This is a genomic window from Microbacterium capsulatum (assembly GCF_030865425.1).
GTDB lineage: Bacteria > Actinomycetota > Actinomycetes > Actinomycetales > Microbacteriaceae > Microbacterium > Microbacterium capsulatum.
Window position 1 is genome coordinate 73,173 of sequence record NZ_JAVFCB010000001.1, and the last position, 20,925, is coordinate 94,097.

Sequence of the window (20,925 nt, forward strand, 5' to 3'; positions counted from 1 at the left end):
CCCGGATCGGAATGATCGACTCCGCGACCTGGACGCGCCCTGTGGCGCGCCTTTCAGCACCACCAAAGCGGGATAGGGCAGGATGGGCGGGTTCATCCCTACGTTTCGAGGTCTTTCGTGCGCATCCGCCTTGCCGCTGCTCTCTCCGCCGTCGCCGCGACGGCCCTTCTGCTGTCGGGCTGCGCGGGTTCAGGATCCCCGTCGGCGTCGCCGTCCGCGTCGTCGTCCTCCGCGTGCCTGCTCGACGCGAAGCCCGGCAAGGCGTCCAACGCGGTCAAGGTCGAGGGATCCGGCAAGGACATGAAGGTCACCGTCCCCTCGGGCACCGACGTCGATGCGGGCAACTCCGCCCAGCGCACCGTCGTGACCAAGGGCAAGGGCGGGAACATCGCGGCGGGCGACTACGTCTCGGTCCGCTTCCAGATCGTCGACGCGACCGACAACACCGTCTTGGCGACGAGCAGCACCGCGACCGACGGCGTGCAGCCGCTCATCTTCGGCTCGGACCCGCAGCAGCCCACGCTGCTGGACGTCGCACTCGAGTGCAAGCCCGTCGGCACCGCCGTCGTGATGACCGTCCCCAGCTCGCTCCGCGGCGAGGGCCAGAAGCCGCTCGTCGTGTACGCGCAGGCTGTCAAGGAGCTCCCCACGGTCGCCACCGGCAAGGCGGTGGCCCCGGAGGCGGGCCTGCCGACCGTGAAGCTCGACAAGTCCGGCAAGCCGAGCATCACCGTCCCGAAGAGCACCCCGCCGACCGAGACCAAGGTCGCCGTCCTGAAGCAGGGCGACGGCGCGACCGTGGGCAGCGGCGACTACGTGGTCGTGCAGTACCTCGGCGTCACGTGGGCCGACGGCAAGACGTTCGACTCGAGCTGGCAGCGCAACGCCCCGGCCCAGTTCCAGACCACCCAGGTCGTGCCCGGCTTCAAGAAGGCGCTCGAGGGGCAGAAGGTCGGCTCCCAGGTGCTCGCCGTGATCCCGCCCGCCGACGGCTACGGCGACAAGGCGAGCGGATCCATCCCCGCGAACTCCACGCTCGTGTTCGTCGTGGACATCCTCGGCACCGTCCCGGCCGGAGACACCACGCAGTAAGCACCCCGCGCGGCAGCGACGCGGCGCATAGGCTGAAGCCATGCGTCGCGTCATCGTCCTCGGCTCCACCGGTTCCATCGGCACGCAGGCCCTGGATGTGATCCGCGCCAATCCGGACCGCTTCGAGCTGGTCGGGCTCGCCGCCGGCTCCCAGGCCGACGCGATGGCCGCGCAGGCCGAGGAGTTCGGCGTCGACGACACCGCGCTCGGCGCCGCCGAGGCCGAGCAGCTGGTCCGCGACGTCGAGGCCGACGTGGTGCTGAACGCGATCACCGGATCGATCGGGCTCGGCTCCACCCTCGCCGCGCTCCGGGCCGGGCGGACGCTCGCGCTCGCCAACAAGGAGTCGCTCATCGTCGGCGGCGGCCTGGTGACGGCGCTCGCCGCGCCCGGGCAGATCGTCCCGGTGGACTCCGAGCACTCCGCGATCGCGCAGGCGCTGCGCGCCGGGACCCGGCAGGAGGTGAGCCGGCTCGTGGTCACCGCATCGGGCGGGCCGTTCCGTGGCCGCTCCCGTGATGAGATGAGCGCGGTCACCCCGGCGGAGGCGCTCGCGCACCCGACCTGGGACATGGGCCGGATGGTGACCACGAACTCGGCGACCCTGGTGAACAAGGGCCTCGAGGTGATCGAGGCGCACCTCCTCTTCGACGTCGACTACGAGCGGATCGACGTCGTCGTGCACCCGCAGTCGATCGTGCACTCGATGGTCGAGTTCGTGGACGGATCCACGATCGCGCAGGCCTCGCCGCCCGACATGCGACTGCCGATCTCGCTCGGGCTGGACTGGCCGGACCGCGTCGGCGGCGTCGGACGGCCGCTGGACTGGACGACTCCGGCGAACTGGACGTTCGAGCCGCTGGATTCGCACGCGTTCCCGTCGGTGGCCCTCGCGAAGCGGGTCGGTCGGGCCGGCGCGACCTACCCGGCGGTGTACAACGCCGCGAACGAGCAGGCGGTCACCGCGTTCCACGAAGGACGCCTGTCGTTCCTCGGCATCGTCGACACGATCGAGCGCGTCGTCGACGCGCACGAGCCGCCCGACGCGCTCACCGTCGAGACGCTCGCCGCGGCCGAGGCCTGGGCCCGTGCCACGGCCGACCGTTTCATCGCGCACAACGCCTGAACACGGCGCCTTCCTAGCCCGGCACCGGTAGCGTGGCGGGGTGGAGATCCTGTTGTACCTCGGCGGCCTGCTGTTCGTGCTGGTCGGGCTCGGCATCTCGATCGCCCTGCACGAGCTGGGGCATCTCGTGCCGGCCAAGCTCTTCGGCGTGCACGTCGGGCAGTACATGATCGGCTTCGGGCCGAAGCTCTTCTCCAGGAAGATCGGCGAGACCGAGTACGGCGTCAAGGCGCTGCCGGTCGGCGGGTTCATCTCCATGTCGGGTATGTACCCGCCTTCGCCGGGTGAGGAGGACACCGCATCGCGCGGCGCCTTCCGCGCTCTCATCCAGGACGCCCGCGCCGCCAACGACGAGACCATCGATCCCGCCCGTGCCGGCCGGGTCTTCTATCTGCTGCCGGTGTGGAAGCGGGTCATCGTCATGTTCGGCGGCCCGTTCATGAATCTGGTCCTCGCGGTGGTGATCTTCACGGTGCTGCTGAGCGGCATCGGCGTGCAGCAGGGCACGACGACGATCGCGTCGGTCTCGCAGTGCGTGCTGTCGGCGGGGTCGACGCAGAAGACCTGCGCGCCGTCGGATCCGGTGGCGCCGGCCGCGCAGGCGGGTGTGAGGCCGGGCGACAGGATCGTCTCCGTCGACGGGCATTCTGTCTCCACGTTCGCGCAGGCGAGCGCGATCATCCAGGCGTCGCCGGGCAAGACGATCCCGTTCGTGGTCGAGCGCGGCGGATCCCGGGTCACGCTGCAGCTCACCCCGGTCGCGGCGCAGCGGCAGGCCGTGGATCAGAACGGCAGCCCGGTCGTGAACGACAAGGGCCTCCCGGTCATGCACCAGGTCGGCTACGCGGGCGTCGGCGCCCAGTTGGCCTACGTGCAGCAGCCGATCACCGCGGGCGTCGACCAGGCGTTCGCGAACGCGGGATCCGTCGTCTCGCTGATCTCGAACCTCCCGGTGCGGGTGTGGGACGTCGGCGTCTCGCTCGTGACCGGGACTCCGCGCGATCCGAACGGCCCGCTCAGCGTCGTCGGCGTCGGCCGCATCGCGGGCGAGGTCGCGACCGCCGACGCGCCGCTGCTGAACCGGTTCGCCGTGCTGCTGAGCCTCATGGGCTCGCTGAACATCGCCCTGTTCGTGTTCAACCTGGTGCCGCTGCTGCCGCTCGACGGCGGGCATATCGCCGTCGCGCTGTGGGAGGGGATCAAGCGGGTCTGGGCGAAGGCGTTCCGGCGTCCGCCGCCGAAGCCCGTCGACGCCACCCGGCTCGTTCCTCTCACGATCGTCGTCGCGGGGCTGCTCATCGCGATGGGCGCCCTGCTGATGATCGCCGACCTGTTCAACCCGGTGAAGCTGCCGACCTGACCTCAGGCCAGCGCGTGCGCGACGAGGCGCTGCAGCGTCGCCATGCCGTCACGGGACAGGATCGACTCCAGGTGGCCCTGCACCGACGCGAAGCCGGGGCCGCGCAGCGCGTACACGTCGCCGGTGACGGGATCCGCCGAGACCTCGGCCGGTCCGGCCGTCGTCGTGCCCGGCGCGACGTGCGCGGTGAACGTGTTGTAGAAGCCGATCGACGCGTCCTCGCCGAACACCGGGACGGACTTCTGCAGGCCCTGGTGCGGGCTCGCGAGCGGCTTCAGCGCGATGCCGAGGCCGTCCGCGAGGATCTGATGGCTGAGGCACACGGCGAGCAGCGGGCGGCCGGCGTCGCGGCGGCGGGCGACGAGCTCGCGCATCCGGGCGATGCGGGGTGAGGATCCGTCGCGGGGGTCGCCCGGCCCGGGGCCCGCGACGAGCAGGTCGGCGGCGTCGACGTCGGCGTCCACGACCTCGCTCCACGGCGCGATCCGGACGTCGAGTCCCAGGTGGCGCAGCTGATGCGCGAGCATCGTCGTGAACCGGTCCTCCGCATCGACGACGACGGCGGTGCGGCCGGCGAACGGGGCGGCCGCGGTCGTCGCGGTTCCGCCGTCCTGCGGGTTGATCCAGAACTCGGCCAGCCGGGCGTTGCGGGAGGCGAGCAGCTGCTGGATCCCGGGATCCTCGGCGGGGGAGGAGCCCGCCCCCGGTGCGTCCGCGTCGTTCCGGGCCTCCGCGGCGGTGTCGCGCGCGACGGCGCCGATCGCTCCGAGCACGCCCGCGGCCTTGCCGTGGGTCTCGCCGACCTCGCCGGCGGGGTCCGAGTGCCGCACGAGCGTCGCGCCGACCGGGACGCTCAGCTCACCGTCCTTCAGGTACACGGTGCGGATGAGGATCGGCGCGTCCAGGTCGTGCCCGCCCTCGGCGTTCGGGGTGAACAGCGCCGCGACCCCGGAGTAGTAGCCGCGGGGCTTGCGCTCGTGGCGGCGGATCACGGTGCATGCGTTCTGCATGGGGGATCCCGTCACCGTCGGCGCGAACATCGTCTCGCGGAGGATCTCGCGCGGGTCCAGCCGGCTCCTGCCTCGCAGCATGTACTCGGTGTGGGTGAGGCGCGACATCTGCTTGAGGTGCGGGCCGGTGATCCGCCCGCCGTCCGAGCAGACCGCGCTCATCATCTTGAGCTCCTCGTCGACGACCATGAACAGCTCCTCGGTCTCCTTCGTGGAGGACAGGAACTCGGCCAGGGCCGCGGTCGTGGATCCGCCCGCCGGGTGCCGGAACGTGCCCGAGATCGGGTTCATCGTGACGACGCCGTCCTTCGCCACGACGTGGGCCTCGGGGCTGGCGCCGACCGCGATCACCCCGGGGGTGATGACGGCGAACGTCCAGTAGGCGCCGCGCTCGTGCTCGAGCAGCGCGCGGAACCAGGTGAGCGCCGCGATCCGCTCCGCGTCGGGGGCCGTCGTGTCGATCCGGGCGGTGTAGTCGCGGCGGATCACGAAGTTCGCGCCCTCGCCGCGGCCGATCTCGTCGGCGATCACGCGCTCGACGATCTGGGCGTACTCGGCGTCGCTGAGGTCGAATCCGCCGTCGTGCAGCGGGACGGGGGTCGCGGGGAGCGCCGCGCGCACCTCGTCCGCGGGAAGGTGCAGGTGCTCGGCGACGAGCAGGCAGCGCAGCGGCGCGCCGTCGTCCTGCGCCTCGAAGCCGCGCTCGCGCACCTGCCGGTACGGGACCATCGCGAAGACCTCTGCGGCGGCGGATCCCTGTCCGAGCGGGATGTCGGCGAGGCGCTCGACATCCTCGATCGTGCCGGTGAGCAGTTCGACCTCGGTCGCGCCCTCGCGGGCGAGCAGCACGAAGGACGCGGTGGGGTCGGCCGCGAGCGTGCGGATCCGATCGGCAGTGGTCATCGGGGGAGCTCCTGGGTCAGGATCCGGCACGGGCACGAAAAAGACCGCCCCGGAAGGCGGTCGGATTCGTGGGTCGCGAACACACCGCCTAGGAGGCGCGCCACCAGGAACGGTTCGCGGACATGCGCCGAAACTATCACACGGCCGGGCCCCGGTGCGCGGTGTGTGACGGGCGGGAGACACGGCGGGCGCTCAGCCCGTGCGCGGGGACCGTCCAGCCGCACGCGGGTACCCTGGATGACGTGCCAGCTGTGAACCTGGGGATGCCCCGGATCCCCGATGTCCTCGCCCCCCGACGCAAGAGCCGCCAGATCAAGGTCGGCAAGGTCCTCGTCGGCGGTGATGCGCCCGTCAGCGTGCAGTCGATGACGACGACGAAGACCACCGACATCAACGGGACGCTGCAGCAGATCGCCGAGCTGACGGCGTCCGGCTGCGAGATCGTCCGGGTGGCCGTGCCGTCGCAGGACGACGCCGATGTGCTGCACATCATCGCGGCGAAGAGCCAGATCCCGGTGATCGCCGACATCCACTTCCAGCCGAAGTACGTGTTCCAGGCGATCGACGCGGGTTGTGCGGCCGTCCGCGTGAACCCGGGCAACATCCGCAAGTTCGACGACCAGGTCGGCGCGATCGCGCAGGCCGCTTCGGCTGCGGGCGTGTCGCTGCGGATCGGCGTGAACGCCGGATCCCTCGACCCGCGTCTGCTGGAGAAGTACGGCAAGGCCACCCCGGAGGCGCTCGCGGAGAGCGCCCGCTGGGAGGCGTCGCTGTTCGAGGAGCACGACTTCCACGACTTCAAGATCTCGGTCAAGCACAACGACCCGGTCGTGATGGTGAAGGCCTACCGCCTGCTCGCCGAGATGGGCGACTGGCCGCTGCACCTCGGCGTGACCGAGGCGGGCCCGGCGTTCCAGGGCACGATCAAGTCGGCGACGGCGTTCGGGATCCTGCTCGGCGAAGGGATCGGTGACACGATCCGCGTCTCGCTGTCGGCCCCGCCGGCCGAGGAGGTCAAGGTCGGCCACCAGATCCTGCAGTCCCTGAACCTGCGCGAGCGCAAGCTCGAGATCGTGTCGTGCCCGTCGTGCGGCCGCGCCCAGGTGGACGTCTACTCGCTCGCGGAGAACGTCACCGAGGGCCTCAAGGACATGACTGTGCCGCTGCGCGTGGCCGTCATGGGCTGCGTCGTGAACGGCCCGGGGGAGGCCCGCGAGGCCGACCTCGGCGTCGCGAGCGGCAACGGCAAGGGGCAGATCTTCGTCAAGGGCGAGGTCATCAAGACCGTGCCCGAGGCGGACATCGTGGCCACCCTCATCGAGGAGGCCAACCGGATCGCGGACGAGATGGGCCCGAACGCCCCCCTCGGCGCCGTCCAGGTGATCAGTTGAACACGGTCATCACCTTCCCCGGGGGATCCCTCGTCGAGCAGGCGCTCGTCGTCGGCGTGCACGCCGCGCCGGAGGGTGTTGTCGTCGTGCTGGACCGCACCCCGTTCCACCCCGTCGATCACACCTGGCCGGACCAGCCGGGAGACAGCGGCGCGCTGCGGGTGGCGGGCGCCGAGGTCACCGTGTCCGAGGCCGTCATGGCCGCGGTGAGCGATCAGGGTGAGGTCGCCGTCGGGGCGGAGATCCCGGTCAGGCGCGGCGCCGAGGGCTGGACCTGGCTCGTCGGGCACCGGGTCGAGGCGGTGCCGTCCGCGTTCGCCGCGGGAGCACTGGTCGAGGCGATCGTCGACGCCGGGCGTCGAGCGGGGCTGAGCCGCGGGCACACGGCGTGCCACCTGGCGTCGCTCGCGCTGGACCTCGCGGTCGCGGACCTGTGGCGCAAGGATCCCGGATCCGATGCGCTCGGCACGCCCGACTTCGAGGGGCGCGCGAACCAGAGCAGCTTCATCCACGAGGACGGCGCGGTCGACGAGTACCGGCTCGGCAAGAGCCTGCGCAAGGCGGGCTTCGACACGGAGGGCTTCGCGGCGACGCTCGCGGATCGCGAGGAGCGGATCAACGCCCAGCTCGCGGCCTGGGTCGCCTCGGCCGCGCCGAGCCGGATCGACGTCGAAGGCGAGACGATCGTCGACCGGCGCCGCTGGGTGTGCGCGCTGCCCGAGGGCACGGCGTCGATCCTCTGCGGCGGAACCCACGCGACTTCGCTTGCCGAGTTCGCGTCGATCCACGTCGCTCTTGATCTGTCGGACCCGCAGCTGCTGGTCATGACGACCACGGCGGTACCGGCCTGAACTGAGCGCCGGCGGGCCTTCGTTCTGTTCGGGGTTCGTGGCGCCTGGCTCCCGGCGCCTGGCTTCTGGTTCCTGGCTTCTGGTTCCTGGGGCGTGGGGCGCCCGGGATCGCCTCTCGCGCCATCCGGGCTGAACCCGGACGATGATCCGCTCGCCGCGGCCCCTCGCCCGGGCGAATGCCCGCCCCGGCCCCTGCCGCTGGGGCATCAGGGCCCTGTTGCCCCAGCCCTGCCGCCACCGCCCCGCCACCGCCCGGCGATCACCGGGCCATCACCGCCTGGCGATCATCACCGGGCTATCACCGCCTGGCGATCACCGCCTGGCGTTCAGGCGGCCGGAGTGAAGCGTTGCGGGGGAGGGTCGATCCCGGCCCAGGCGTAGGCGAGGGCGGTTCTCGGTGCGAGGACATGCTCCTCTCCGGACCGGTGGTGCAGGACGAAGTCCCCGGTCCCGTCTCGGGTGATCACCGCCGGGCGATCACCGCCGGGCGTTCAGGCGGCCGGAGTGAAGCGTTGCGGCGGAGGATCGATCCCGGCCAGGCGTAAGCGAGGGCGGTTCTCGGCGCGAGGACATGCTCCACTCCGGACCGGTCGTGCAGGACGAAGTCCCCGGTCCCGTCTCGGGTGATCGCCCATCGGCCCTGGTGGAGTTGCATGTGGTGGAATCGGCAGAGCAGGATCCCTCGGTCGATGTCGGTCCTCCCGCCCTCGGAGTACGGGTCGATGTGGTGCGCCTCGCAGTACGACGCGGGTCGGTCGCAGCCGGTCCATCGGCAGCCGCCGTCGCGGACGGCGAGGGCGACGCGTTGCTTCGAGGTGAACAGGCGGTGTTCCCGGCCGACGTCGAGCGGATTCCCGCCGGCATCGATCGTGACGGTGACACTCCCGGAGTCGCAGAGTCGCTGATCCGCGACGGCGGCCGGAAAGACCCTCAGCCTGTCCTCGGAGTGGGCGACCGGCGCGTGCTGATTGCCGTCGTCGACGATCCGGACTAGGCGGACACCCGCCTGCCGCGTACCGAACACGGTCTCGGCGTCCGCGACGGATCCGGCGAGGAGCACGTCCATGATCAGGTCGTAGGCGAGCTGGTCGTTGGTGCGCGGGTCGTCGACGAGTGCCTGGGCGCGGTCCTTCTCATCGGGGTCGATGAACCGCGGCCCGCCGCGGCGGGGGCGCAGCGCGGTGTCGATGATCGTGGCGGCCCAGAGGTAGCCCTCGTCGTCGAAGTCGATCCGTCCGTGCTTTCCACCTTCGGGGTCGGTCCAGAGCCGGAACGATCGCTGTGCGTGCCGTTCCAGGAACGGCCGGTTCGCTCCCTCGGGATCGAGCTGATCGCGGATCGCGCGCGCCGTGCTGCCGAGCAGCTCGGGCGAGTCGTGCGCCGCTGCAGCGGCGAGTTGCTCCGCCGCCATCGCCCAGAGGTCGTGCATGGCCTGCTCACCATCCGGGGCATCGGGATCCAGCGATACGGGCGGTTCTCCGAGTCCGCGGCGGATCGCGTCGTGCTGAGCCGGCGTCAGCCGCCCGCCCAGCAGCGCTGCGCCGAGCACCGCATGCCACGGCTCCGGCGCTGCGGACACCGCGGCGCTCGCGGGATCGACGTCCTCGGACGGCAGCGCATGCTGCTCGAGCAGCGCTTCCCCGACCCGCACCTGCCGTGCGGCTTCGGCCTTGGTGGCGCCCGTGATCTCCTGCACCAGCGAGATCGTGTTCCGGTGCCCGCGGGACTGCGCGAGCCCGGATTGCCCCGCCGTCCGCGTCGAACGTGCTGCCGTGATGCCCGCCCCGACGACCCGGATCCGTTCGATGCCGTGGATCAGCGCGGTCGCGGCGGTGATCGCCTCCACGATGTGCGTGTCGTCCAGCCCGCTCATCGTCGCCGCGAGGTCCGCGGGTTCCACCGCATCACCGAGGAGCGCGCGCAGCGTCTTCAGCTGCGCATCGACTTCGGTGAAAAGGGCCATACTCGATTGTCTCAGTGGCCACCGACATTCGTATAGATGAACGAAAGACTGTGGAGAAGTCGTTCACCACATCGCCCGGAGGATCCGTTCGGCGTCCTCGGTGGTGAGGCCGTCGCGACGGGCCGCGGCGGCGAGGGCCCGTGCAGCCTCGGCGACCGCGCGTGAGACCGGGGTCGCCGAGCGGCTGACCCGGGTTCCGGCGCCCGTGCGCGAGACGACCAGGCCGTCCTCCTCGAGCTGTTTGTACGCCTTCGCGACCGTGCCCGGGGCGACCCCGAGGTCCGACGCGAGCTGGCGGACCGAGGGCAGCCGCTCTTCGGCGGCGAGCCTGCCCGTGCTGATGAGGCCTCGCAGCTGGTCGTACACCTGTTCCGAGGGGGTGCCGCCGGCGGGGGAGAGGGAGATGATCATGGGACGAGCGCCGGTGCCGATGCCGCCTGCCGTGCACGCGATGGAACAGCCGTGAGCGCCACGAGGATCCACAGGGTAAGACCGCCACCCGCAGCGAGGTACTCGGACCAGACGAAGACAGGTCCGAGAGCGGCGAAAGGGCTGGTGACGGTGATCGTCCCCGCCTCGGTCGTGTAGATCTGGGAGCGCACGGTGGATGTCGACCAGAGCCAGTGCAGGATGTCGCCGAGGTGCACGAGGAGCGCGCCCGCCGCCGCCCTGCCGAGGTTCGCGCACCGAAGCCGTCGGACGGCGGCGTCCCGGTCGCGATCGTCGCTCCACGCGCGGCGGGGGACGAACCACCAGGCGATCCCGGCGAACAGCAGGAGCACGGCCAGAGCGATCAGGGCGGGCACGGAGAAGTACCAGCCGTAGGTCCCGGTACCCGCCTGCCCGCCTCGGGTGCCGAGGTCGATCCAGAGGGCGGCGTCACGTCCTTCGAAGTCCCGCCCCGAACCGACCCCGAGCGCGACGGACAGGCCGATGGCGAGCGCGGCGAGCGCAGCCACGACGGCGATCCACCACCCGGACAGGAACGCGCCCAGTGAGCGGCGGGAGAGGTCCGCGGACGCGCTGGTTCGCGAGCGTGCGGCGGGGACCGCCAGCAGCACCACCGCGAGCGCTCCGAGCGCCAGGGGGAGGACGGCGCGCACCCGCTGCGTCTCGTAGGAGGCCACGAGCTCCGGGCTCCAGAACGAGAGGATCCGGAGGGTGACGATGACGAGCGGCGGAATCGCCCCGGCGAGGAGAGTGGTGACGGTGATTCGTCTGTCGAGGGCCGGCAGGGATCGCAGAACCAGGAAGGGGATCGCGATCCCGAGCACGAGGGCCGCGGCGAACGGTCCCAGAAGGTACAGCCAGAAGATGATCATGAGCACCCCGATGTGTCGATCAAGTGACACATAATGTAGTAACTCACTGATACAAGTTCAAGAGTTCCCTGTCGCCTTAGCGCCTCTCCAACCCGCGCTCGTCGATCCAGGTGTGCCACGGGCCGACGCGGCGCACGAACGCGACCGCGTCGAACGCCTCGCGTGCACTGCCCGGCTGCACCACATCGCCGTTGTGCCAGCCCGTCGTGCGATCCAGCGCGGCAGCGGCATCGGGAGTCGACCGGCGCAGATCGACGAGCGCATCCCCGATGCCCGAGCCCGAGAGCGCCGCATCGAGCGACGCAGGATCGAGCGGCCCGACAGGCGCGACGAAGGGGCGCGAATGACCGGGGGCATCCTCGGGATCCGGCCGGTGCAGCCACTGCTCGCCGCCGCCGAACGCCGTGCCGATCACGACGAGGTCGCCGCCGAGGCGGTCGGCGAGGTGTCCGCCCATCGTCGTCATCGGATCGGGCACGAACGGCGGCGCCGAGAACGGCGTGCGCTGCACATGCCCGTTCGCCGCGGCGACGACGATCCGCGGCTCGCGCTCCAGGATCCACTCCACAGTGTCGGCCATCCACGCGTCGCGGACGTTCGCGGGCGGCCAGGTGCGCGTGGCTCCGGCGCTCATCGCCGAAAGGAACGCGTCGGCGGCACGGGCACTCTCGGCGCACCGGATCGCGAGGTCCACCGCCGCACCGGCGTCGGCGCCACCGCCGAGCGCCGCGATCTCCTCGCGCCGCCGCGCCCGGATCCGCGCGCAGAGATCGGCGATCCCGGCCGTGATCGCCGCGCGCTGGTCCGCGGGCAAGGCGAGGTGCGCCTGGATCGCCGGCGCCGCCTGCGCGAGGCCGGACCGATCCTCCGGCAGGTAGTCGAACAGGGGCACGAGAGTCCCCCGGGCGTGCGCGGAGTATGCGGGATCGATCTCGTCCAGGAGCTCCAGCGCGGCGAGGACGCCGGGCAGCGCGCTCGCCGCGGAGTCGGGGATGTCCATGCCGAAGAAGCGCGGCGCCGACCGGCCGGTCACCGTCCGCCCGCGCATCCAGGTGACCTGGTCGAGGATCTCCTGGCAGGCACCGAAGCGATAGGAGACGCCCTCCCGCAGCGAATCCCGGAGCCGGCCACGGCCCGTGCGGATCCAGTCGTCCACGCGGCGGCTCTCCGGCAGGCCGCTCTCCATCACGAGCGCCGTGAACCCCGCCCGGCGGTGCAGGAACCGGAACACGCGGTGCCGCAGGTCGAGGAAGTCGTGCACGCGGTGCATCGACTCGCCGATCGCGACGACGCGCGCATCGCCCACGATGTCGAGCAGCGGCTCCAGGTCGGCGTCGTCCTCGGCGTCCGGATCGAGCGTGCGCAGCGCGTGCGCGTGCGCGCGCAGCCAGGCGCCGAGCGGATCGGCGTCGCCGTCAGACGGCGGCAAAGGCCACCTGACCCTTCGCGACGTCGGCCGCGGTCAGGGTGACCCGGAGCGAGGATCCGGCGGCGGCCGCGTCGGGCAGCGCCATCGACGCGGTGACCGGCGGCTCGGCGATCTGCACCGTCCCACGGGTGCCGTTGCGACGGATCACGGCCGCGTCGAACGTCTCCCCGACGAGAGGCTCCAGCAGGGCGGTCTCGACGAGGTTCAGCGTCCGCGAGCTCAGCGCGGTGGAGCGCTGCGCCGACAGTCGCATGAGCTCCGGCACCTGCGGCAGGCTCGAGTGCACCCACTCCGGGATCTCCGCGCCGCTGCAGACGGCGAGCGAGATCGTGAGCGACCAGCGGTCCACGAGCCGGCGCAGCGGCGCGGTCGCGTGCGCGTACGGTGCGGCGATCGCGGCCTGCGTGGTCTCGGCGGGGAGCTCGCCGTCGAACGCGACGTAGCCCGCGCCGCGGAACAGCGCCGCGGCCGCCGTCAGGATCGACAGCGTCTGCGGATCATCGCGGTCCAGCCGGCGCAGGTAGTCGCCGTATCGCCCGCTCGTCCAGGGCAGCCCGAGCGCGGCGGTCTGCCGGCGGAACGTGTCGAACGCCGCGTCGTCGGGCTGCGGCATGATCCGCAGGACCCCGACCTTCGCCTGCAGCATGAGCCGGGCCGCGGCCATCCCCGTCATCAGGGAGAGCTGCGCGTTCCAGTCCTCGATCGGCAGCGGCCGACGCCGTTCGATCGCGTACGTGCCGTCGTCGTGCCGGACGACCTCCTCGTCCGGAAGGTTCAGGCTCGCCCCGCCCCGCTGCTCCTCCTGTTCCAGACGCAACCGCCCGATCTCGGGCAGGAGCGCGGCGGGGGAGTCCCGGCCGGCGTCGAGGTCGGCCTGCACGCCGACGTAGTCGAGCTTCGCGCGGGAGCGGATCAGGGCGCGCTCGAGACGGGTGTCCGTGACGGATCCGGCCGCGTCGAGGGCGAAGGTCCACACCAGGGCGGGGCGGTCCTGATCCGGCAGCAGTGAGGCACGGTCCTCGCTGAGGACGGCCGGGTGCAGCGGGATCGTCCCGTCCGCGGCGTACAGGGTCTCGCCGCGGGCGCGGGCGGCCTGGTCCAGCGCACCGCCGGGCACGACGAAGGATGGCACGTCCGCGATCGCGTACCGGACGGTGTACCCGGATCCGCTCCGCTCGAGCTGGAAGGCCTGGTCGAGGTCCATGGATCCGGCCGGGTCGAGCGTCGCGAACGGGATGTCGCGCAGGTCGAGGCCGGGGGTCGGCCCGGTCGCGGCGCCGGCCTCTGCGAGCGCCTCGGCGGAGAACTCGGTCGGCGCGTCGAGGTCGGCGCGGAGAGCGGCGAGGGCGGTCGCGAGCTCGCTCTGCGCGGCGGACGGGGCGACGTGCGATCGGCGCTGAGGCATGGGTTCATGCTAGGGCCGCGCGGGGCCGGCACGGCGGGCGTTAGCGTGGTGTCATGACAAGCTCCGCCGACAAGGCCCGCACCCTCGCCGCACTGTATGCGGCCCCCGAGATCCTCCGCGTCGTGAACGTGTGGGACGTCGTGTCCGCGCAGGCCGTCGCGGCCCGCCCCGAGACCACGGCCATCGCGACCGCCGGTCACTCCATCGCCTCCTCCTTCGGCTACGCCGACGGCGCCATCCCGCGCGAGACCATGCTCGACATGGTCGGCCGGATCGCCGCCGCGGTCGAGCTGCCCGTCACCGCTGACCTCGACGACGGCTACGGCGACGCCGGCGAGACCGTGCGCCTCGCGATCGCCGCGGGCGTCGTCGGCGCGAACGTCGAGGACCGTCTCCGCCCGCTCGCCGAGGCGGCCGCGAACGTCGAGGCGATGATCCGCGCGGGCGAGGCCGAGGGGGTGCGGTTCGTGCTGAACGCCCGGACGGACGCGTTCGTCCGTTCGGGGGGCCGCCCGGTCCAGGAGTCGATCGACGACGCGATCGCCCGCGGCCGCGCGTACCTCGACGCCGGCGCGACCTGCGTGTTCGTGCCCGGGATCCTCGACGCCGACACCACCAGCGCCCTCGTCGACGGGATCGGCCACGGCAAGGTCAGCGTCATCGGCCTGCCCGGCGCGCTCACCTCGACCGAGTACGAGGCGCTGGGCGTCGCCCGCATCTCCTACGGCCCGATGACGCAGCGCGTCGCGCTCACGGCCCTGCAGGACGTCGCGGCCGAGATCTACGCGGGCGGCATCATCCCGACCGGCACCCGCGCCCTGAACTGAGCCGCGCGCACCCCGGCCCGGCCCCGTGCAACGCGCACCGGGCCGGGCCGTCGTCGTCACTAGACTTGTCGCGTGGTGACTCGTCTCTCGAACTTCTTCCTCCGCACGCTCCGCGAAGACCCGGCTGGTGCCGAGGTCGCCAGCCACAAGCTGCTGATCCGCGCCGGTTACATCCGCCCGCAGGCCGCCGGCATCTTCGCCTGGCTGCCGCTGGGCCTGCGCGTGAAGGCGAAGATCGAGACCGTCGTCCGTGAGGAGATGGCCGCCGCCGGTGCGCAGGAGGTGCACTTCCCGGCGCTCATGCCGCGCGAGGCATACGAGGCCACGGGCCGCTGGGAGGAGTACGGTGACCTGCTCTTCCGCCTCCAGGACCGCAAGGGCGGCGACTACCTGCTCGCGCCCACGCACGAGGAGGCGTTCACCCTTCTGGTGAAGGACCTGTACTCCTCGTACAAGGATCTGCCGCTCACGATCTACCAGATCCAGGACAAGTACCGCGACGAGGCGCGCCCCCGCGCCGGCCTCCTCCGCGGCCGCGAGTTCACGATGAAGGACGCCTACTCCTTCGACTCCTCCGACGCGGGCCTCGACGCCAGCTACCAGGCCCAGCGCGACGCGTACGAGCGCATCTTCCAGCGCCTCGGCCTCGAGTACGTGATCGTGCAGGCCGACGCGGGCGCGATGGGCGGATCCCGCAGCGAGGAGTTCCTGCACCCGACGCCCGTCGGCGAGGACACCTTCGTGCGCTCGGACGGCGGCTACGCGGCCAACGTCGAGGCGTACTCCACCGCGACGCCCGAGCCGATCGCGTTCGATGCGGACGCCGCGCCCGTCGTCTTCGACTCCCCGAACACGCCCACGATCGAGACGCTCGTCGCGCACGTGAACGAGAACCTCGAGGGCGAGTACTGCGCCGCGGACACCCTGAAGAACGTGGTTCTCGCGCTCACCCACCTCGACGGCACCCGCGAGCTCGTCGTCGTCGGCATCCCGGGCGATCGCGAGGTCGACGAGAAGCGCGCCGAGGTCGCCTTCGCGCCCGCCGAGGTCGAGGCGGCGACCGCCGACGACTTCGAGAAGCACCCGCTGCTCGTCAAGGGCTACATCGGCCCATGGTCGCCGACCGGCGCGATCCTCGGCGAGGAGTCCGCGACCGGGATCCGCTACCTCGTCGACCCCCGCGTCGTCGAGGGCACGAGCTGGATCACCGGCGCGAACATCGACGAGAAGCACGCGCACTCCGTCGTCGCCGGCCGCGACTTCGCGCACGACGGCATCGCCGAGATCGCGAACGTGCGCGCCGGCGACCCGGCCCCGGACGGGTCCGGCCCCGTCTCGCTCGCCCGCGGCATGGAGATCGGCCACGTCTTCCAGCTCGGTCGCAAGTACGCCGAGGCGCTGGGCCTCAAGGTGCTCGACGAGAACGGCAAGCTGGTCACCGTCACGATGGGCTCCTACGGCATCGGCGTGACCCGCATCCTCGCGATCATCGCCGAGCTGAACAACGACGAGAAGGGCCTGATCTGGCCCGCCTCGGTCGCGCCGTTCGACGTGCACGTGGTCGCGGCCGGCCGCGACCAGGTCGCGTTCGACGTCGCGGAGGACGTCTCCGCGCGCCTCGAGGCCGCCGGACTCGACGTGCTCTACGACGACCGTCCGAAGGTCTCGCCCGGCGTGAAGTTCGGTGACGCCGAGCTCGTCGGCGTGCCGCGCGTGCTCGTCGTCGGCCGCGGCGCCGCCGACGGGCAGGTCGAACTGTGGGACCGCCGCACCGGCGACCGCGACACGGTCTCCGTGGACGAGGCCCTGCAGGCGCTCGCCGCTCGCTGAGCCGCGAATTCGCGAAGGCCCGGTGCCGGATCCTGGATCCGCCCGGGCCTTCGTCGTGCGCGCGCGTCGCGACGGATCCGTCGCGCGCGGCGTGTCGTCCCGATCCCGCCCCGACGACCCGCGAGGTTGAGACCCGGACGAGAGGAGACCGCATGAGCGGCTACGAGGTCGGCGCGATCGGCGCCCTGGACGAATGGCGGGCGCACCACGGCGGATTCGTCGAGTCACGGTCGCGGGACGGGCGGCGCGTCGTCGACCATCAGCTGAGCATGCAGTACATCGGCATGACGGCGAACGCGCTCGAGCCGGGCGAGGAAGCGGGCTACTGGCACACGCACTCCCGGATCGAGGAACTCTACGTCTTCCTGGAGGGGCGCGGTCAGATGGGCCTCGACGACGACCTCGTCGAGGTCGGACCGGGCAGCGTCGTCCGCGTCGGGCAGGACGTCCTGCGCACCTGGCGGGCGCGTCCCGACAGCCCTGGACAGCTGCGCTGGCTGTGCATCCGCGCGGGCGGCGAGGTGCTTCCGCATCTGCCGGACGACAGCGCCCGCATCCCGGGCCGGCCGATGCCCTGGGACACGCAGGGCTGACCCCGCGTCGTGCCGCCCGCCGTTCCCCGGCGCGTGACACTCTGGATCCATGATCGACGAACTCCTGCCTCCGGCCCTGCGATCCGAGATCAACGCCGTGCTCGACGACGCGGGAGTGCACGCCGACCGGCGCCTGGTCATGCGGATGATGCAGACGGCGGTGCTGCTCGGCGAGGACGGCACCGACCGGCTGGATCTGAAGATCGCCTCGGCCGCCCTCAGCGAGATGCGCGACGCGTTCCGCCTGTTCGCGCCGTTCCAGGGCGTGCCCAAGGTGACCGTCTTCGGTTCGGCGCGCACGGCCGCCCATGATCCGCTCTACCAGCAGGCGCGTGCCGCCGCGGCCGCGCTCGCCGCGGACGGGTGGATGGTCGTCACGGGCGCGGGACCCGGCATCATGCAGGCCGCCGCCGAGGGGGCGGGGCCGCAGCACTCGCTCGGCGTCTCGATCCGCCTGCCCTTCGAGGAGAAGGCCAACGCGATCGTCAACGAGCACGACCACGTCGTCGCGATGAAGTACTTCTTCACCCGCAAGCTGATGCTGATGAAGGAGTCCCGCGGGTTCATCTGCCTGCCCGGCGGCTTCGGCACCCTGGACGAGATGTTCGAGCTGCTCACCCTGCAGCAGACCGGCAAGGCCGAGCCGATGCCGATCGTGCTGCTCGACCAGCCCGGCGGGACGTTCTGGCACGGGCTTCAGCGCTTCATCCGCGAGGACCTGAGCCCGACCGGGGTGATCTCTCCGGGCGACTTCGACCGCGTGCAGGTGACCGACTCGGTGACCGAGGCCGCCGCGGTGATCAAGGGCTTCTGGCGCAACTACGACTCGCTGCGCTGGGTCGGCGACGTGCTCGTGCTGCGGCTGCGCGCCGAGCCGACCGACGCCGAGGTGGCGGGCCTGAACGAGCAGTTCGGACCGCTGCTCTCCTCCGGACGGATCCAGCGCAGTGCCCCGCTGCCGGCCGAGCTCGCCGACAAGGACGCGCTCGACCTGCCCCGGCTCACCCTGCACCTGGATCAGCGCACGGTCGGCAGCCTGTTCCGGATCATCGCGGCGATCAACGCGCTGGGCTCCGCTCCCGTGCGCTGAGTCCGGGCGGGCGGGTGCGGGCGAGCTCCTCGATCCGCTCCGCGGCCGGCGCTGACATCGCATCCGCGGTCATCGCGCGACGACGGCCTCGATCCGGTCCGCGGCGACCCGGGCGCCGTTCTGCGCGCGGAGCCTCCGCCCGGTGCGCGCGGCGGCCGCGGTGATCGTGCCGTCGGCGAGGATCCTCCGGATCGCGCCCCGGATCGCGAGCGGGGGTACGGAGCGGGGCAGGGTCAGGCCCAGCCCGTTCTCCTCGACGATGTCGCCGATCAGGCGCTGGTCCGACGCCCGGTTCATCGGCAGCACCAGCAGCGGCACGCCGTGGGCGAGGGCGCTCAGCGTGGTCGAGTGACCGCCGTGCCCGATGACGAGGTCCGCACGGGGAAGCAGGTCGGCGTGCGGCGTGCGCCGGAGCAGTTCGACGTTCGGCGGGATCTCTCCCCGGAACGCGGTCCTGGGCACGCTGCGGGTCACGATCGCCCGCACGGGCAGCGGGCGCAGAGCCGCGAGGATCCGCCGGTACACGTCGTCCTGATCCCGCTGCCAGACGCTGCTGAGGCTCACCAGCACGAGCGGCGGCGTGCCGGGTCCGCGCGGCGCCGGCTCCGCGCCCCGTTCCGTGGTGCCGGTCCATTCGAACCCGATCGTGTTCGCGTCGTCCGTGAGCGGATCCAGCTCGCGGTCGGTGAGCAGCAGGCGTGCCGCGGCGGAGCCCCACACCTCCGCCGGGGCGAGTCCGAACGGCCGCAGCACCGTGCCCGCCGGCCCCTGCCAGATCCCGTCTCCCCACACGGCGCCGAAGGAGTGGAACAGCGCCACCACCGGAACGCCGGTGCGCGCGGCCGCCCGGATCGCGGTGAGCATCATGCCGTCGACGACCGCGACATCGGGCCGCCGGCGCGCGACGACCTCGCCGGTCTCGCGCCCGAGCGCCCTGCCCAGCCCCACCCGGACCATGCCCCGCAGTTGCGCGGATCCGGTCGTGGCAGGTCCCGGTTCGCGTCCGGCGATCGCGGGGAGCGGCACCCGCTCCTCGGCCGGATCGGGCGGGTCGAGGCCGGCGAACGCGATCCGGTGACCGCGCGCGGCGAGCTCGGCGGCCACCGCGCGCATCGGCGGGACGTTGCCGCCGGCGTCGGCGCCGACGAAGAGGATGTCGTGCGCCATCTGCCGCCCTCCGTCCTGCCCCAGGAGCGCCCTCGTCGCGTGTCCTCGCGATCCGACCTCACCAGAGTAGGCACGTTCCGGGGCCGGGGGCCATGGTGCCGCAACCCGGTCGATCGATGCGCACCCCGGCCGCGGGCGCGCGCTCCGCGCCGCACCAGGTATCGTTGTACGGATGTCGCGTGCCCAGGAGGCGCCGACGAGAGCTGAACAGGGAGGCCGTCATGGATATCGATCTCGGGTTGCTGCGCACGATCGAGCGGGAGAAGGAGATCCCCTTCGACGAGCTCGTCGCCATCATCGAACAGGCCGTCCTGACCGCCTACGCCAAGCACGACTCGAACGACGGCGTGCTGACCGCGGGCACCCGCGTCGAGCTCGACCGCAAGACCGGCCACGTCGTCGTGCTCGTGCCGGTCCTCGACGAGGAGGGCGCCGTCATCGGCGAGGAGGACTCCACCCCCGAGGACTTCGGTCGCATCGCCGCGTTCGCCGCCAAGCAGGTCATCAGCCAGCGCCTCCGCGACATCGCCGACGACGCCGTGCTCGGCGAGTTCCGCGGCAAGGAGGGCGACATCGTCGCCGGCGTCATCCAGCAGGGCCCGAACCCGCGGATGATCCACGTCGACCTCGGCTCCGTGGAGGCGATCCTTCCCCCCGAGGAGCAGGTCCCCGGCGAGGAGTACACGCACGGATCCCGGATCCGCGTGTACGTCACCTCCGTCGCGAAGGGCGCCAAGGGCCCCGCGATCACCGTCTCCCGCACCCACCCCGGTCTGGTCCGCAAGCTGTTCGCGCTCGAGGTCCCCGAGATCGCCAACGGCCTGGTCGAGATCGTCGCGCTCGCACGAGAGGCCGGCCACCGCACCAAGATCGCGGTCAAGGCGAACGACCCGTCGATCAACGCCAAGGGCGCCTGCATCGGCGAACTCGGCCGTCGCGTCCGCGCGGTGACCGAGGAGCTGGCGGGGGAGAAGATCGACATCGTCGACTACCACCAGGACCTCGCCACGTTCGTGGCGCACGCGCTGTCGCCCGCCAAGGTGACGAGCGCCTTCGTGCTGGACGCCGGCACCAAGGCCGTGCGCGCCCTCGTGCCGGACTACCAGCTCTCCCTCGCGATCGGCAAGGAGGGCCAGAACGCCCGCCTCGCGGCCAAGCTCACCGGCGCCAAGATCGACATCCAGCCGGACTCGGTCCTCGAGGGCGCCTGAGCCTCGGCGTTCGTCCCGTGCGGCAGGTGTAGGATGGGTCCCGTACGAACGTGTGTCGGATGCCGCGCTCGTGCATCTCGTGCCTCTCTGATCAGGGTGGCGATCCGGAACAGTGAACTCGTCTTCGACGAGGACGCCGTGCTGCCGGGGCGGGGTGCGTGGGTTCATCCGGCTCCGGAGTGCGTGAGCACCGCTCTGCGGCGCCGCGCCTTCGCCCGTGCGCTCCGTGTGTCCACTGCCCTGGAATTCCCGGAAGCAGAGAACATGCAGACCCTCGAGAAACGGCTGAACGGCTATGGAAACAAAGTGAACGGCTCGAAATGAGACCCGTCCGCGACTAGTGGTCTGCCCTGCC

18 protein-coding genes are annotated in these 20,925 nt (G+C 71.8%); 11 read left to right on the forward strand and 7 right to left on the reverse strand.

The window, feature by feature from the left end:
- Positions 1 to 117: 117 nt before the first annotated feature.
- Genes RBR11_RS00365 through RBR11_RS00375 form a run of 3 tightly spaced genes read left to right on the forward strand, consistent with a single transcriptional unit; the run spans position 118 to position 3,578 of the window.
- Positions 118 to 1,092: an FKBP-type peptidyl-prolyl cis-trans isomerase gene (locus RBR11_RS00365; protein WP_308487306.1), complete on the forward strand. Its 975-nt coding sequence runs from the start codon at positions 118 to 120 to the stop codon at positions 1,090 to 1,092.
- A gap of 40 nt (positions 1,093 to 1,132) precedes the next feature.
- Positions 1,133 to 2,218: a 1-deoxy-D-xylulose-5-phosphate reductoisomerase gene (gene dxr / locus RBR11_RS00370; protein ID WP_308487307.1), complete on the forward strand. Its 1,086-nt coding sequence runs from the start codon at positions 1,133 to 1,135 to the stop codon at positions 2,216 to 2,218.
- A gap of 40 nt (positions 2,219 to 2,258) precedes the next feature.
- Entirely contained in the window at positions 2,259 to 3,578 is a 1,320-nt protein-coding gene (locus RBR11_RS00375) for a M50 family metallopeptidase (RefSeq protein ID WP_308487308.1), read from the forward strand.
- A 2-nt stretch (positions 3,579 to 3,580) separates the two neighbouring features.
- Here the strand turns inward: RBR11_RS00375 and RBR11_RS00380 are convergent, their stop codons facing one another.
- Complete coding sequence (locus RBR11_RS00380) at positions 3,581 to 5,491, reverse strand: anthranilate synthase family protein (RefSeq protein WP_308487309.1); 1,911 nt, start codon at positions 5,489 to 5,491, stop codon at positions 3,581 to 3,583.
- Positions 5,492 to 5,733: 242 nt separating this feature from the next.
- On the opposite strand from RBR11_RS00380, the gene ispG reads away from it, so the two are divergent.
- Both ispG and RBR11_RS00390 read left to right on the forward strand, forming a co-directional pair.
- Entirely contained in the window at positions 5,734 to 6,882 is a 1,149-nt protein-coding gene (gene ispG / locus RBR11_RS00385; RefSeq protein ID WP_308487310.1) for a flavodoxin-dependent (E)-4-hydroxy-3-methylbut-2-enyl-diphosphate synthase, read from the forward strand.
- The gene (locus tag RBR11_RS00390; RefSeq protein WP_308487311.1) at positions 6,879 to 7,733 is read left to right on the forward strand and encodes an alanyl-tRNA editing protein; all 855 of its coding nucleotides are present in this window, start codon (positions 6,879 to 6,881) and stop codon (positions 7,731 to 7,733) included. Before ispG ends, RBR11_RS00390 begins: the two co-directional genes overlap by 4 nt.
- A gap of 463 nt (positions 7,734 to 8,196) precedes the next feature.
- Here RBR11_RS00390 and RBR11_RS00395 read toward each other — a convergent pair whose 3' ends face one another.
- The 5 genes from RBR11_RS00395 to RBR11_RS00415 form a co-directional block, all read right to left on the reverse strand.
- Complete coding sequence (locus RBR11_RS00395) at positions 8,197 to 9,696, reverse strand: HNH endonuclease signature motif containing protein (RefSeq protein WP_308487312.1); 1,500 nt, start codon at positions 9,694 to 9,696, stop codon at positions 8,197 to 8,199.
- 63 nt (positions 9,697 to 9,759) lie between these two features.
- Positions 9,760 to 10,107, reverse strand: a complete 348-nt coding sequence (locus tag RBR11_RS00400; protein WP_308487313.1) for a GntR family transcriptional regulator — start codon at positions 10,105 to 10,107, stop codon at positions 9,760 to 9,762.
- Positions 10,104 to 11,048, reverse strand: a complete 945-nt coding sequence (locus tag RBR11_RS00405) for a hypothetical protein (RefSeq protein ID WP_308487314.1) — start codon at positions 11,046 to 11,048, stop codon at positions 10,104 to 10,106. The genes RBR11_RS00400 and RBR11_RS00405 overlap by 4 nt, the downstream gene beginning before the upstream one ends.
- 46 nt (positions 11,049 to 11,094) lie before the next feature.
- Complete coding sequence (locus RBR11_RS00410; protein WP_308487315.1) at positions 11,095 to 12,447, reverse strand: erythromycin esterase family protein; 1,353 nt, start codon at positions 12,445 to 12,447, stop codon at positions 11,095 to 11,097.
- Positions 12,434 to 13,852 (reverse strand): RNB domain-containing ribonuclease, encoded by a 1,419-nt coding sequence (locus RBR11_RS00415; protein ID WP_308487316.1) that lies wholly within the window; start codon positions 13,850 to 13,852, stop codon positions 12,434 to 12,436. The genes RBR11_RS00410 and RBR11_RS00415 overlap by 14 nt, the downstream gene beginning before the upstream one ends.
- Positions 13,853 to 13,905: 53 nt before the next feature.
- On the opposite strand from RBR11_RS00415, the gene RBR11_RS00420 reads away from it, so the two are divergent.
- The 4 genes from RBR11_RS00420 (at position 13,906) to RBR11_RS00435 (ending at position 18,192) form a co-directional block, all read left to right on the forward strand.
- Complete coding sequence (locus tag RBR11_RS00420; protein WP_308487317.1) at positions 13,906 to 14,679, forward strand: isocitrate lyase/PEP mutase family protein; 774 nt, start codon at positions 13,906 to 13,908, stop codon at positions 14,677 to 14,679.
- A 72-nt stretch (positions 14,680 to 14,751) separates the two neighbouring features.
- Positions 14,752 to 16,509: a proline--tRNA ligase gene (locus RBR11_RS00425; protein WP_308487318.1), complete on the forward strand. Its 1,758-nt coding sequence runs from the start codon at positions 14,752 to 14,754 to the stop codon at positions 16,507 to 16,509.
- 152 nt (positions 16,510 to 16,661) lie between these two features.
- On the forward strand, positions 16,662 to 17,102 hold the full coding sequence (locus tag RBR11_RS00430) for a cupin domain-containing protein (protein WP_308487319.1): 441 nt from the start codon (positions 16,662 to 16,664) through the stop codon (positions 17,100 to 17,102).
- A 49-nt stretch (positions 17,103 to 17,151) separates the two neighbouring features.
- A complete protein-coding gene (locus RBR11_RS00435) occupies positions 17,152 to 18,192 on the forward strand; it encodes an LOG family protein (RefSeq protein WP_308487320.1) in 1,041 nt (346 codons plus the stop codon).
- Between the two features lie 69 nt (positions 18,193 to 18,261).
- Here the strand turns inward: RBR11_RS00435 and RBR11_RS00440 are convergent, their stop codons facing one another.
- Positions 18,262 to 19,359, reverse strand: coding sequence for a glycosyltransferase (locus RBR11_RS00440; protein WP_308487321.1), 1,098 nt, complete (start codon positions 19,357 to 19,359; stop codon positions 18,262 to 18,264).
- A 221-nt stretch (positions 19,360 to 19,580) separates the two neighbouring features.
- Here RBR11_RS00440 and nusA point away from each other — a divergent pair, with 221 nt between their 5' ends.
- The gene (nusA, locus tag RBR11_RS00445; RefSeq protein ID WP_308487322.1) at positions 19,581 to 20,570 is read left to right on the forward strand and encodes a transcription termination factor NusA; all 990 of its coding nucleotides are present in this window, start codon (positions 19,581 to 19,583) and stop codon (positions 20,568 to 20,570) included.
- 96 nt (positions 20,571 to 20,666) lie between these two features.
- Positions 20,667 to 20,894 carry a DUF448 domain-containing protein gene (locus RBR11_RS00450; protein ID WP_373889749.1) on the forward strand — a complete coding sequence of 76 codons (228 nt, stop codon included), beginning with the start codon at positions 20,667 to 20,669 and terminating at the stop codon, positions 20,892 to 20,894.
- The last annotated feature ends 31 nt before the right edge of the window (positions 20,895 to 20,925 follow it).

What these genes read in the sequence shown, in the direction of transcription:
- RBR11_RS00420 (WP_308487317.1), top strand. Translation starts at nt 13,906, where the DNA reads ATGACAAGCTCCGCCGACAAGGCCCGCACCCTCGCCGCACTGTATGCG.
- RBR11_RS00400 (WP_308487313.1), bottom strand. Translation starts at nt 10,107, where the DNA reads ATGATCATCTCCCTCTCCCCCGCCGGCGGCACCCCCTCGGAACAGGTG.
- RBR11_RS00435 (WP_308487320.1), top strand. Translation starts at nt 17,152, where the DNA reads ATGATCGACGAACTCCTGCCTCCGGCCCTGCGATCCGAGATCAACGCC.
- nusA (WP_308487322.1), top strand. Translation starts at nt 19,581, where the DNA reads ATGGATATCGATCTCGGGTTGCTGCGCACGATCGAGCGGGAGAAGGAG.
- RBR11_RS00440 (WP_308487321.1), bottom strand. Translation starts at nt 19,359, where the DNA reads ATGGCGCACGACATCCTCTTCGTCGGCGCCGACGCCGGCGGCAACGTC.
- RBR11_RS00430 (WP_308487319.1), top strand. Translation starts at nt 16,662, where the DNA reads ATGAGCGGCTACGAGGTCGGCGCGATCGGCGCCCTGGACGAATGGCGG.
- RBR11_RS00415 (WP_308487316.1), bottom strand. Translation starts at nt 13,852, where the DNA reads ATGCCTCAGCGCCGATCGCACGTCGCCCCGTCCGCCGCGCAGAGCGAG.
- dxr (WP_308487307.1), top strand. Translation starts at nt 1,133, where the DNA reads ATGCGTCGCGTCATCGTCCTCGGCTCCACCGGTTCCATCGGCACGCAG.
- RBR11_RS00380 (WP_308487309.1), bottom strand. Translation starts at nt 5,491, where the DNA reads ATGACCACTGCCGATCGGATCCGCACGCTCGCGGCCGACCCCACCGCG.
- RBR11_RS00395 (WP_308487312.1), bottom strand. Translation starts at nt 9,696, where the DNA reads ATGGCCCTTTTCACCGAAGTCGATGCGCAGCTGAAGACGCTGCGCGCG.